The organism is Amycolatopsis sp. YIM 10 (genome assembly GCF_009429145.1).
Lineage (GTDB): Bacteria > Actinomycetota > Actinomycetes > Mycobacteriales > Pseudonocardiaceae > Amycolatopsis.
Map to the genome: position 1 here is coordinate 5,890,337 of NZ_CP045480.1, position 12,761 is coordinate 5,903,097.

At 71.8% G+C, this 12,761-nt stretch carries 10 protein-coding genes; 7 read left to right on the top strand and 3 right to left on the bottom strand.

What is annotated here, in order from left to right; translation table 11 throughout:
* The first annotated feature begins 5 nt into the window (after positions 1–5).
* Entirely contained in the window at positions 6–485 is a 480-nt protein-coding gene (locus YIM_RS28020) for a universal stress protein (RefSeq protein WP_153033169.1), read from the top strand.
* Between the two features lie 3 nt (positions 486–488).
* Here the strand turns inward: YIM_RS28020 and YIM_RS28025 are convergent, their stop codons facing one another.
* Both YIM_RS28025 and YIM_RS28030 read right to left on the bottom strand, forming a co-directional pair.
* Positions 489–686 (bottom strand): hypothetical protein, encoded by a 198-nt coding sequence (locus YIM_RS28025; protein WP_153033170.1) that lies wholly within the window; start codon positions 684–686, stop codon positions 489–491.
* Between the two features lie 56 nt (positions 687–742).
* Positions 743–1,594: a Ku protein gene (locus tag YIM_RS28030; protein ID WP_153033171.1), complete on the bottom strand. Its 852-nt coding sequence runs from the start codon at positions 1,592–1,594 to the stop codon at positions 743–745.
* A gap of 145 nt (positions 1,595–1,739) precedes the next feature.
* Here YIM_RS28030 and YIM_RS28035 point away from each other — a divergent pair, with 145 nt between their 5' ends.
* The 6 genes from YIM_RS28035 (at position 1,740) to YIM_RS28060 (ending at position 11,700) form a co-directional block, all read left to right on the top strand.
* Positions 1,740–2,408, top strand: a complete 669-nt coding sequence (locus tag YIM_RS28035) for a TetR/AcrR family transcriptional regulator (RefSeq protein WP_153033172.1) — start codon at positions 1,740–1,742, stop codon at positions 2,406–2,408.
* Positions 2,409–2,533: 125 nt separating this feature from the next.
* Positions 2,534–3,433 carry an ABC transporter ATP-binding protein gene (locus YIM_RS28040; protein ID WP_153033173.1) on the top strand — a complete coding sequence of 300 codons (900 nt, stop codon included), beginning with the start codon at positions 2,534–2,536 and terminating at the stop codon, positions 3,431–3,433.
* A 3-nt stretch (positions 3,434–3,436) separates the two neighbouring features.
* On the top strand, positions 3,437–4,150 hold the full coding sequence (locus YIM_RS28045; RefSeq protein WP_153033174.1) for a hypothetical protein: 714 nt from the start codon (positions 3,437–3,439) through the stop codon (positions 4,148–4,150).
* A 12-nt stretch (positions 4,151–4,162) separates the two neighbouring features.
* A complete protein-coding gene (locus YIM_RS28050; RefSeq protein ID WP_153033175.1) occupies positions 4,163–5,344 on the top strand; it encodes a sensor histidine kinase in 1,182 nt (393 codons plus the stop codon).
* Positions 5,341–6,042, top strand: coding sequence for a response regulator transcription factor (locus YIM_RS28055; protein WP_153033176.1), 702 nt, complete (start codon positions 5,341–5,343; stop codon positions 6,040–6,042). The genes YIM_RS28050 and YIM_RS28055 overlap by 4 nt, the downstream gene beginning before the upstream one ends.
* Positions 6,043–6,222: 180 nt before the next feature.
* Positions 6,223–11,700, top strand: a complete 5,478-nt coding sequence (locus YIM_RS28060; RefSeq protein WP_153033177.1) for a biotin carboxylase N-terminal domain-containing protein — start codon at positions 6,223–6,225, stop codon at positions 11,698–11,700.
* On the opposite strand, the gene YIM_RS28065 is transcribed toward YIM_RS28060, so the two are convergent.
* Positions 11,675–12,721 carry a glycosyltransferase 87 family protein gene (locus YIM_RS28065; protein ID WP_153033178.1) on the bottom strand — a complete coding sequence of 349 codons (1,047 nt, stop codon included), beginning with the start codon at positions 12,719–12,721 and terminating at the stop codon, positions 11,675–11,677. The genes YIM_RS28060 and YIM_RS28065 overlap by 26 nt on opposite strands.
* Positions 12,722–12,761 lie beyond the last annotated feature (40 nt).

Consider the following 12,761-nt stretch of genomic DNA (forward strand, 5'->3'; position numbering starts at 1 on the left):
TCACCATGGACGACGATGCCCGCATCCTGATCGGTTTCGACGGGTCGCCCACCGCGGAGCATGCGATCCGCGAGGCGGCCGTCCTCCTCGGTGCCCGCCGGGCGCTGGTGGTCACGGTCTGGGAGCAGGGGCAGGCGTTCTCCCCGCTGAACCTCCCGCTCAGCGGGCTCGAGGGCGCGCCGGTCACGGTCGACATCCGGACCGGGCTGGCCGTCGACCAGGCAGCCTACGAATCCGCGCAGCACCTGGCCAGGGCGGGCGCCCGGCTGGCCGTGGAGCACGGGTTCGAAGCCAGCGGGCACGCGGTGGCCGACGACGTGACCGTCGCCGACACCCTGGTGCGCCTCGCCGCGGAGACCGGCGCGGCCGCCGTGGTGGTCGGCGCGCACCGGCACGGCAGGCTCAGCAAGCTGCTGCTCGGCAGCACCTCGTCGGCCGTGATCGAACGGGCCGGCTGCCCGGTCGTGGTCGTCCGCGGCGAATGACGATCAGGCGCTGAGCAGGCGGCTTTCCGTTTCGGCACAGGAACAGCCGTCGCTGAGGCTGTGGCAGTCGATGATCAGCAGGTGACGGGCTCGGCCCAGATCGGTACACCCCGGCTCGGTGCACTCCGCCAGGAACTCGGCGTGCAGCACCAGCGTGCCGTGGCAGTGGTCGAGACCCGCGGAACAGGTCGCGCATTCCATGCTTCCTTGGTACCACCAGGGCCCGCGCGGGTCCGCCACCACCTCGCGGCGTGTCGTCAGGCGCTCTTCTTCTTCGCCGTGGACTTGCGCTTGGGCTTCTCCGTCGTTTCCGCGACGGTTTCGGCCTTCCGGCTCTTCTTCGCCTCGCTGACACTGGCCTGCAGCGCGGCCATCAGGTCGACGACCTCGCCCTCCTCGGCCGGCGCCGGCACCGCGGTGGTCTCCTTGCCCGCGGCCTTCGCCTCGATCAGCGCTTCGAGCGCCTCGCGGTAGTGGTCGCGGTACTTCTCCTGCTCGAACACCGGCTCGGACAGCGAGTCGATCAGCGAACCGGCCATCGCCAGCTCCTGGTCGCGGATCTGCGGCGCCTCCTCGTTCAGGAAGCCGAAGTCCGCGGCGCGCACCTCGTCCGGCCACAGCATCGTGGTCATCACCAGCACGTCGCCGATCACCCGCAGCAGCGCCAGCGACTCGCGCTGACGGACCGCCACCTTGGCGATCGCCACGTGGCCCGACTTGTGCAGCGCGTCGCGCAGCAGCACGTACGGCTTGGCCATCGCCTTCTGCGGTTCGAGGTAGTAGGTGCGGTCGAAGTAGATCGGGTCGATCGACTCCAGCGGCACGAACTCCAGCACGTCGATCGACTTCGAAGTGGACAGTGGCAGCTCGGCGAGATCGGCGTCGGTGATCACCACCATCTCGCCGTCGTCGAGTTCGTAGCCCTTGGCGATTTCGCTGTAGGGCACTTCTTTGCCGTCGATCGTGCAGAACCGCTTGTACTGGATGCGGCCGCCGTCCTCCTCGTGCACCTGACGGAGGGAAACGTTCTTGTTCTCCGTGGCCGCGTACAGATGGATCGGGATGGTGACCAGCCCGAAGGACACCGAGCCCTTCCACATCGCGCGCATCGTTCCCAACCCCTCCGTAACGGCACAACGTCGGCATACCTGGAACTCAACGTTACGCCGTAAGGGGTGTCCGGCGGAACCTTTTGATCACCATGCGTATCGCAGGATCGTGACCGTGCGTTCTTCATGCGCTAGCATCGTTAACGTGAACACGCGAACGTCGATACTGGTGGCCGCGGCCGAGCTGCTGGCGGCCTCGCCGGTGTCCGATGTGTCCACTCGCGCGGTCTGCGAGGCGGCCGGGGTCGGCGCACCCACGCTGTACCGCCATTTCGGGGACAAGGAAGGCCTGCTTTCGGCGGTGGTCGACTACGGCTTCGAGCGGTACCTGGCCGGGAAGCGCGCCGCGAAGGCGTCCACCGACCCGGTCCGGGACCTGCGCGACGGCTGGGAAAGCCACGTCGCCTTCGCCGTGCGGAACCCGGCTTTCTACCGGCTGATGCACTCGCCGGCGGTGACCACACCCCCGGAAGCGGCGGCCGAAGCGCTGCGACTGCTGACCGACGTGCTCGACCGCTGCGCGGCGGCCGGTCGCCTGCGTGTGCCGCCACCGGTCGCCGCGCAGATGGTCATGTCGGCCAACGTCGGCTTCGCGCTGATGCTGCTCACCCAGCCCGGCTCGTTCGACCCCGCGACGTCGACCCGGGTCCGCGACGCGATCCACGCCGCCATCCTGACCGACGCCCCAGCCACCGGGAACGGCACCGCCGCCGCGGCCACCCGGCTCGCGGCCCTGCTGCCGGAGTCCACTTCGGACGCTCTCTCCCCCGCCGAAACCGCCCTGCTACGGGAATGGCTCACCCGGCTGACCTGACCCGGCGTGTCCTCCTGGGGTCGTACGCGGAAGTCGTTTCCGGAGAGGACCAGGTGTGGCTTCCGCGCCGACGTGCGCGAGGCCCGCAAACGGCACGGTGGGCATCGAGGCGGAAAGGAGCTTCGATGATCGAGACCACCGGGCTGACCAAGCGGTACGGCCCGAAGAAGGCGGTGGACGACCTGTCGTTCACCGTGCGGCCCGGCCGGGTGACCGGCTTCCTCGGCCCCAACGGCGCGGGCAAGTCCACCACGATGCGCATCATTCTCGGCCTCGACCGGCCCGAGAGCGGCCAGGCACTGGTGAACGGGCGCCCCTACCGGGAACTCCGGCACCCGCTGCGCACGGTCGGCGCCCTGCTCGACGCGCGCTGGGTGCACCCGCAGCGCTCGGCGCGGGCGCACCTGGAGTGGCTGGCCGCGGCCAACGGCATTCCCCGCACCCGTGCGGCGGAGGTGCTCGAAATGGTCGGGCTGACCGACGTGGCGAACAAGCGCGCCGGCGGGTTCTCCCTCGGCATGTCGCAGCGGCTGGGCATCGCCACCGCGATCCTCGGCGACCCCGAGGTCCTGCTGTTCGACGAGCCGGTGAACGGGCTCGACCCGGAAGGCGTGCTGTGGGTGCGCAAGTTCCTGCACCGCCTGGCCGACGAGGGCCGCACCGTGCTGGTGTCCAGCCACCTGCTCGCCGAGATGGCGCTGACCGCGCAGGACCTGGTGGTGATCGGCCGGGGAAAGCTGATCGCCGAATGCGCCACCGACGAGTTCATCGCCCGTGCCGCGGACAACGTGGTGCGGGTGCGCAGCCCGCGCGCCGACCTGCTCGGCGCCGTCCTCGGCACCGAGCGCGCGCTGTACTCCCAGGACGGCGACGCCCTTCTGGTGTCCGGAATGGACAGTGCGCGGCTCGGCGAGCTGGCCTTCGACAACGGGATCGCCCTGCACGAGCTGAGCCCGCAGCGCGGCTCGCTGGAAGAGGCGTTCCTCCGGCTGACCGGTGACTCGGTCGAATACCAGGCGGTCTGAACCATGAACCTGCTCGTGTCCGAACGCATCAAGCTGCTCTCCACCCGGTCGCCGTGGTGGTGCCTGGTCACCGCCTTCGGCATCGTGGTCGGCACCGCCGCGCTGATGGCGAGCGCCGGGGAGGGCGACCTCTCCGTTGCCGACACCCAGGGCGGCACCAAGATCGCGCTGGGCGTGGTGGTCGTGCTCGCCGCGCTCGCGGTGACCACCGAGTACCGCTTCGGCACCATTCGCGCCACCTTCCAGGCGTCGCCGGCCCGCGGCCCGGCGCTGGTGGCCAAGGCGGTGGTGGTGGCGACGGCCGCCGGACTGGCCGGGCTGCTGGCCGGACCGGCCGCCTGGCTGACCGCCGAGGTGCTGGCCCCGGACCGCACCGCGGGCCTCGCCGGTGGTGGCGACTGGCGCGTCGTGCTCGGCTCCGGCCTGCTGTACGCGATCTCGGCGGTGATCGCGGTCGCGGTCGGCGTGCTGCTGCGCCAGACCGCCGGTGCGCTGGCGCTGCTGCTGGTCTGGGTGCTGCAGGGCGAAATGCTGCTCGGCCTGATCCCGGAGTTCGGCCCGGCGGTGCGTGACTGGCTGCCGTTCCGCGCCGGGGCGCACCTGGTCAGCTCCGCCGGAGGACCGCTGGGGCACTGGGGATCGGCGGCCTACTTCGCCGCCGTCGCCGCGGTCCTTTTTGTCTTCGCGATCTCGGTCGCGAAACGGCGCGACGCGTAGTTAGGTAGCCGGGTGCGGAGGCTGCTGTCCTGGGTGCGGGCTCGCCCGGTGGTGACCGACTGGTTCATCATCGGGCTGCTCGTGCTGTTTTCCCTGCCCGCGGTGGTGCTCTCGCCGTACGCCGACTGGGCGGTGCGGCTGTTCAGCGTCCTGCTGATCCTGCCGGTGCCGTTCCGCCGCACGCATCCGGTGCCCGCCACCGCGTTCGGGCTGGCCGTGTTCGCCGCACAGATCGCGTTCAGCGACCTCCGCGACGCGTTGCTCCCGGCGAACGTGGCACTGCTGGCACTGGTCTACGCGCTGGCGGTGTACGGACCGCGGCGCGCGCTGTGGCCGCTCGTCGGGGTGACCGTGGTGCTGTCCGCGTTGTGGTCGCTCAGGCTCGCGGGCCTCACCAAGGGCATGCCGATCCTGCTTGGTGTGCTGCTGGTGTGCCTGATCGCCACGCTCGCCGTGGCCGACGGGGTGAGCGTGCGGTTGCAGCAGCTCGGTGAAGCCCGCGACCGCGCGCGGGAGGCACAGGAGAAGCGGGACGCGCTGGCCAGGGCGGCGGTCGCCGAGGAGCGGGCCAGGATCGCCCGCGAGATGCACGACGTGGTGGCGCACGCGGTGAGCACGATGGTGATGCAGTCCGAAGGCGCCCGGTTGCTGGGCAGGCAGGATCCGGACGCGGTCGACGAGGCGCTCAGGGCGATCAGCGGCACCGGCCGCGAGGCCATCGGTGAACTCCGGCGCGTGCTGGGCGTGTTGCGGGAGAACGAAGCCGAGGCGAGCACCGAGCCGCAGCCGGGCCCGGGGGCGCTCGCCGGACTGGCCGAGCAGACCACGGCGGCCGGCGTGGCCACCCGGCTCGACGTGCTCGGCAGCGCGGACGGGGTGCCGCCGGGCGCGGCGATGACCGTGCACCGCGTCGTGCAGGAGGCGCTGACCAACGTGCTGCGGTACGCGCCGTCCGGGGCGCGCTGCGCGGTGACCGTGGACTTCGGGGAACCCGGCGAAGCACGCGAGATCCGCGTTTCGGTGGTCAACGACAACGGGTACGGCGTCGCCAGGGAGCAGCCGGTCGGCGGTGGCGGCTACGGTGTGCTCGGGATGCGGGAACGAGTGGCGATGTTCGGGGGCGAACTGACCGCGGAACCGGCCACCGGTGGCGGGTTCCGGGTCACCGCGCGCCTGCCGTTGGAGGACCGTTGAACCACCGCGTGCTCATCTGCGACGACCAGGCCCTCATGCGCGGCGGCCTGCGCATGGTGGTCTCCAGCGCACCGGACCTGACCGTCGTCGGCGAGGCGGAGAACGGGCAGCGGGCCGTGGAACTGGCGCGTGAGCTGCGCCCGGACCTGGTGCTGATGGACGTGCGCATGCCGGTGCTCGACGGCGTCCGCGCCACCGAGCTGATCTGCGCCGCCGACAGCGCGGTCAAGGTGCTCATGCTGACCACCTTCGACCTCGACGAGTACGTGCTGGCCGCGACCCGCGCCGGGGCGGGCGGTTTCCTGCTCAAGGACGCCGGTGGCGAGGAGATGCTGGTGGCCATGCGCGCGGTGCTCCGCGGCGACCGGGTGCTCGCGCCTTCGGTGATCGACCGGATGATGGCGCGCGAGCTGAACGGTCCGCCGCGCCGCGCCCCCGATCCGCGGCTCTCCCGGCTGACCGGCCGCGAACGCGAGGTGCTGGTGCTGGTCGCGCGCGGGCTGAACAACGCGGAGATCGCCGAACGCCTGTTCATCAGCGTGACCACGGTCAAGACGCACCTGACCCGGATACTGGCCAAGCTGGAGCTGCGCGACCGGCTGCAGGCGGTGGTCTTCGCCCACGACAACGGCCTCGCCGGCCCGGCCGCTGCGACCAACCTCACACCCGGCAGTGGTGGGTCGGCCACAAAGAAATGAGCTGGCCAGCCCCCGCCGTCGGGTGGCATTTGTGGAACCCCTACAAAGCCAGGCGCCCGCCATGCGCCGGTGACGACATATGCCTACTGAGTGGTATGCGAGAGGCTTCTGATAGTCAGTGGTCACCATCGGAAGGCGTCCGCTGGTTACCACTCAGCGGGATCTTGGAGGCTCAGCTCGGTGTTCAGTCGTGTCGCCATCGTCAACCGTGGGGAGTCCGCGATGCGGCTCATCCACGCTGTCCGCGAACTCGCCGTGGAAACCGGGAGGCGGATCGAGACCGTCGCCCTGTACACCGACGCGGATCGCACGGCCACCTTCGTGCGGGAGGCGGACATCGGCTACTGCCTCGGCCCCGCTTCGGCACGCCCGTACCTCGATCTCGAGGTGCTCGGGCGCGCGCTGACCGAGACCGGCGCGGACGCCGCCTGGGTCGGGTGGGGTTTCGTGGCCGAGGACCCGGCCTTCGCCGAACTGTGCGAGAAGCTCGGGATCACCTTCGTCGGCCCGAGCCCGGAGGCCATGCGCCGCCTCGGTGACAAGATCGGCGCGAAGCTGATCGCCGAAGAGGTCGGCGTGCCGGTCGCGCCGTGGAGCCGCGGCGCGGTGGAGAGCCTGGACGCCGCGATCGAGGCGGCGGGCCGGATCGGTTACCCGCTGATGCTCAAGGCGACCGCGGGCGGCGGTGGCCGCGGCATCCGCGTGATCAACTCCGCCGACGAGCTGACCGAGGCCTACGAGCGCACCAGCATGGAGGCCGAGCGCGCCTTCGGCAGCGGCGTGGTCTTCCTGGAGCGCCTGGTCACCGGCGCCCGCCACGTCGAGGTGCAGGTGATCGCGGACGGCCAGGGCACCGCGTGGGCGCTGGGCGTGCGCGACTGCTCGGTGCAGCGCCGCAACCAGAAGGTCATCGAGGAGTCCGCCTCCCCGGTCCTGTCGGCCGAGCAGACCGCCGAACTGAAGGCCGCCGCCGAGCGGCTCGCGCTGGCCGTGGACTACCGCGGCGCGGGCACCGTCGAGTTCCTGTACCACCCCGGCGAGAAGCTCTTCGCCTTTCTCGAGGTGAACACCCGGCTCCAGGTGGAGCACCCGATCACCGAGGCCACCACCGGCACCGACCTGGTCAAGGCGCAGCTGCACGTGGCCGCGGGCGGGAAGCTGGAGGGCGAGCCGCCCGCCGAACAGGGCCACGCGATCGAAGCGCGGCTCAACGCCGAGGACCCGGACCGCGACTTCGCGCCGTCACCCGGCCGCATCGTCCGCCTCGGCCTGCCCGCCGGGCCGGGGATCCGGGTGGACACCGGGGTCAGCGAGGGCGACACCATCCCGGCCGACTTCGACTCGATGATCGCCAAGATCATCGCCTACGGCCGCGACCGCGAGGAGGCGCTCGGCCGCCTGCGGCGCGCGATGGCGCAGACCACGGTGATCATCGAGGGCGGCGCCACCAACAAGAGCTTCGTGCTGGACCTGCTCGACCAGCCCGAGGTGCTGGACGCCTCGGCGGACACCGGCTGGATCGACCGCGTGCGCGGTGAGGGCAGGCTGGTCACCCACCGGCATTCCGCGATCGCGCTGGCCGCGGCCGCCATCGAGGCCTACGAGGACGAGGAGCAGGTGGCCAGCCAGCGCCTGCTGTCCACCGCGCACGGCGGCCGCCCGCAGGTGCAGCTGGACAGCGGCAGGCCGCTGGAGCTGAAGCTGCGCGGCGCCGGGTACAAGGTGCAGGTCTCGCGCGTGGGCCCGCAGCGGTTCCGCGTCGGCGTGTCCGGCGGGGACGGCCGGGCGCACGCCGCCGACGTCGAGATCGACCGGTTCGACCGGTTCACCGGGCAGATCACCGTCAGCGGTCGGCGGTTCCGGCTGGTCTCGGCCAGCCACGGCCCGATCCACCTGGTCGAGGTGGACGGCGTGGCGCACCGGATCAGCCGCGACGAGGGCGGTGTGGTCCGTTCCCCCGCGCCCGCGCTGGTGGTGGCCACACCGCTGGAGGTCGGCGCCGAGGTCGAAGCGGGCGCTCCGGTGCTGGTGCTGGAAAGCATGAAGATGGAGACCGTGCTGCGGGCACCGTTCCGCGCGCGGCTCAAGGAATGCGCGGTCTCGGTCGGCAGCCAGGTGGAGACCGGCGCGCCGCTGCTGCGCCTGGAACCGCTGGGTGACGGCGACGGCGCTGCCGACGACGCCACCGAAGGCGTGTCGATCGACCTGCCCGAAGAACCGGCCGGCGTTCCGGCGGAGGAACGGGTTTCGCGCGGCCTCGAGGACCTGCGGTACCTGCTGCTGGGCTTCGACGCCGACCCGATCGACGGGCGCCGCGTGCTGAAGAACTATCTCGCGGCCCGCGCCGAACTGGTCGCGGCGGGCGGCCGTCCGCTGGCCGGTGAGCTGGACCTGCTCACCGTGTTCGCCGACCTGTCCGAGCTGAGCCGGAACCGGCCGGCCGGTGAGGAGTCCACTCCGGACTCCCACGTGCACAGCCCGCGCGAGTACTTCCACACCTACCTGCAGAGCCTGGACGTCGAGCGCGCCGGGGTGTCGGCCACCTTCCAGGAACGCCTGGCCAAGGTGCTCGGCCACTACGGCGTCGAGGACCTGGAGCGCTCGCCGGAGCTGGAGACCGCGGTCTTCCGCATCTTCCTGGCCCAGCAGCGCGCGAACGCCGGGGCCGACATCGTGGCCGCGCTGCTGCGGCAGTGGCTCACCGAGGGCCCGCCCGGTGGCGCGCTGCGCGACACCACCGGCCCGGCGCTGGAGCACCTCATCGCGGCCACCCAGCTGCGCTTCCCCGCGCTGTCCGACCTGGCGCGCGGCGTGGTGTTCACCTGGTTCGCCCAGCCGCTGCTGCGCCGCAACCGGGCCGCGGTCTACACCTCGGTCCGCAAGCACCTGCGCCACCTCGACCGGCACCCGGACGCCCCGGACCGCGCCGAGCGGATCGCCGAGATGGTGGCCAGCACCGAACCGCTGGTGCGGCTGCTCGGCCAGCGCATCGGCCGCGCCGGGGTGGACCACGCCCCGCTGCTGGAGGTGCTGACCCGCCGGTACTACGGCAATCGCGGGCTGTCGAACGTGCGCGCCGAGCAGGTGGGTGGCTGCACCTTCGTCACCGCGGAGAGCCAGCGCGCCGAGGGCGCCGGGCACGTGGTGACCACCGCGGTCGACTTCAGCTCGCTCGGTGAGGCGATCCGCGCGCTCGGCACGCTGTCCTCGGCGAACGGCGACCTGGTCGCCGACGTCTACCTCAGCTGGGACGGCCAGCCCGAGGACGCCGACGAGATGGCCGCCGAACTGCGCAAGGTGGTCGCGGCCGGGGAGCTGCCCAGCACCGTCCGCCGGGTGACCGCCACGGTGGCCGGGCGCAGCGGCGCGGTGATGCACCACCACTTCACCTACCGACCGTCCTCGGCCGGGTTCGCCGAGGAACGCCTCATCCGCGGCCTGCACCCGCTGATCGCGCAGCGGATGCAGCTGGAGCGGCTGAGCAACTTCGACCTGACCCGGCTGCCCTCGCCGGACGAGGAGGCCTACCTCTTCCGGTGCGTGGCGCCGTCGAACCCGGCCGACGAGCGGCTGGTGGCGCTGGCTCAGGTCCGCGACCTGACCCCGCTGCGCGACAGCGAGGGCAGGCTGTACGCGCTGCCCGCGCTGGAGCAGGTGCTGGCCACCTGCCTGGACGCGATCCGCACGGTGCAGGTGCAGCGCCCGGCGCGCAAGCGGCTTGGCACCAACCGGATCGTCATCTACGTGTGGCCGCCGAGCGAGCTGACCATGGCCGAGGTCAACATCATCGCCCAGCGCGTACTGCCCACCACCGCGGGCGCCGGGCTGGAGGAGGTGCTCTTCCTCGGCCGCCAGCGCGATCCGGAGACCGGTGAGCTGACCCGGGCGGCGTTCCGGATCGGCTACGACGCCGGGCACGGCCCGCGGCTGACCGTCGGCGTGCCGGAGACCGACCCGATCGAGCCGATGGACAGCTACCGGCAGAAGGTGCTGCGCGCGAGCAGCCGCGGCACCGTCTACCCGTACGAGCTGACCGGCATGCTCACCGGCGGGGGCGGCAGCTTCGTCGAGCACGACCTCGAAGACGGCAAGCTGGTGCCGGTGGACCGCCCGCGCGGCCGGAACTCCGCGGCGATCGTGGCCGGGGTGGTCACCACGCCGACCCGCCGCCACCCCGAGGGCATGACCAGGGTGGTGCTGCTCGGCGACCCGACGAAGTCGCTCGGCGCGCTGTCCGAACCGGAGTGCGCGCGGGTGATCGCCGCGCTCGACCTCGCCGAGCAGCTCCAGGTGCCGCTGGAGTGGTACGCGCTGTCCTCCGGCGCGCGGATCTCGATGGACTCGGGCACCGAGAACATGGACTGGGTGGCGGCCGCGCTCAAGCGGATCGTGCACTTCACCCAGGACGGCGGCGAGATCAACATCGTGGTGGTCGGCATCAACGTCGGCGCCCAGCCGTACTGGAACGCCGAAGCCACCATGCTGATGCACACCAGGGGCATCCTGGTGATGACCCCGGACTCGGCGATGGTGCTCACCGGCAAGCAGGCGCTGGACTTCTCCGGCGGGGTCTCGGCCGAGGACAACTTCGGCATCGGTGGTTACGACCGGGTGATGGGCCCGAACGGGCAGGCGCAGTACTGGGCGCCCAACCTGGCCGCCGCGCGCGACCTGCTGATGTCCTACTACGACCACACCTACGTGGTGCCCGGGGAGTCCCGGCCGCGGCAGATCGGCACCACCGACCCGCACGACCGCGACGTCACCGGGTACCCGCACTCGGTCGAGGGCAGCGACTTCACCACCGTCGGCGAGATCTTCTCCAGCGCCACCAACCCGGACCGCAAGAAGTCCTTCGACATCCGCACGGTGATGCGCGCGGTGTCCGACCAGGACCACCCGGTGCTGGAACGCTGGGCCGGTATGGCCGACGCGGACACCGCCGCGGTGCAGGACGTGCACCTCGGCGGCCGGCCGGTGTGCCTGCTCGGCATCGAGTCGCGGCCGGTGCCGCGGCGTGGTTTCCCGCCCACCGACGGGCCGGACTCCTACACCGCGGGCACGCTGTTCCCCAAGTCGTCGAAGAAGGCGGCGCGGGCGATCAACGCGGCCAGCGGCAACCGGCCGCTGGTGGTGCTGGCGAACCTGTCCGGGTTCGACGGCTCCCCGGAGTCGATGCGGAAGCTGCAGCTGGAGTACGGCGCGGAGATCGGCAGGGCGATCGTCAACTTCGACGGCCCGATCGTGTTCTGCGTGATCTCGCGGTACCACGGCGGCGCGTTCGTGGTGTTCTCCAAGGCGCTCAACCCGAACATGACCGTGCTGGCCGTGGAGGGTTCGTTCGCCTCGGTGATCGGCGGTGCCCCGGCGGCGGCGGTGGTCTTCGCCGGTGACGTCGACTCCCGCACCGCCAACGACCCGCGGGTGGCCGAGCTGGAGACCCGCGTGGCCGAGGCGACCGGCGCCGAGCGGGCCGCGCTGACCACCAAGCTGGCCGAGGTCCGCTCCTCGGTCCGGGCGGAGAAGCTCAGCGAGGTGGCCACCGAGTTCGACCGGGTGCACAGCGTGCAGCGCGCGGTCGAAGCCGGCTCGGTGGACGAGATCATCACCGCCGACCAGCTGCGCCCGAAGATCATCGAAGCGATCGAGCGGGCCTGAGGTTCCTGCTCGGGGCCCGCACCTGGGCCCCGAGCAGGACCACGGCGGTGAAGAGGTAGACGTTGCCGGTGAACGCCACCGGCAACGCGAACACCGGGGCGAGCGGCCGCAGCGCGGGCCGGTAGGCCAGCAGCGGCACCAGCCAGACCCAGTGGTGCGTCCAGGAAATCGGGCTCACCAGCAGGGCGCAGCCCGCGGTGGCGAGCAGGGCGCCGCGCGGGTCACCGGCCAGGTGCAGGCGCCGGACCACCAGCGCGGTGGCCACCACGGCCAGCGCGCTGAACCCGGCGATCAGCGCGAACCGCCAGTCCTCCGGCGCGGTCCTGGTCACGAATCCCTGCCACGACTGGTTTCCGATCCAGCCCTTCATCTGCGCGAAGTGGTCGTTGAAGATGGCCGAGGTCCAGTAGCGCGCGGAATCGCTTGGCAGCACCAGGAAACCGAGCGCGGTGGCGGCGGCGAAGGCGCCGGCCGCCCGCAGCGCGTCGGCCCGTCGGCCGGTGAGCAGCAGGTGCCCGATGAAGATCAGCGGCACCAGCTTGATCGCCGCGGCCACCCCGATCAGCAGGCCGCGGTACCGGGATTGCCGCAGTACCAGCACATCCGCGGCCACCATCGCCATCAGCACCAGGTTCACCTGGCCCAGCCCGATGCCCTGCCACACCGGGTACAGCGCGAACCCGCCGAGCACCAGCCACCAGCGGCGGTCGTCGGTGAAGGCGCGCACGGTCACCAGCAGCGCGGGCGCCGCCGCCGCGGCGAGCAGCGACCAGCACAGCTGGGCGGGCAGCAGGGCGAACGGCGCGAACAACAGCGCCGCGAAGGGCGGATAGGTGAACGGCAGGTCGGGGGTCCAGTCCGGCAGCGCGCGCAGGTGCTCGTAGAGCGGTTGCCCGTGCACCACCGCCCAGCCGCCCGCGCGGTAGACGGCGGTGTCGACGCCCAGCGGCAGGCCGAGCACCCACCAGAGCACCCCGGTCGCGCCCAGCCCCGCCGAAACCGCGGTGATCAGTGCTTTCACGAGACCAGACGATGCCGCGGCGGCGGGCGCCGATCGTCCG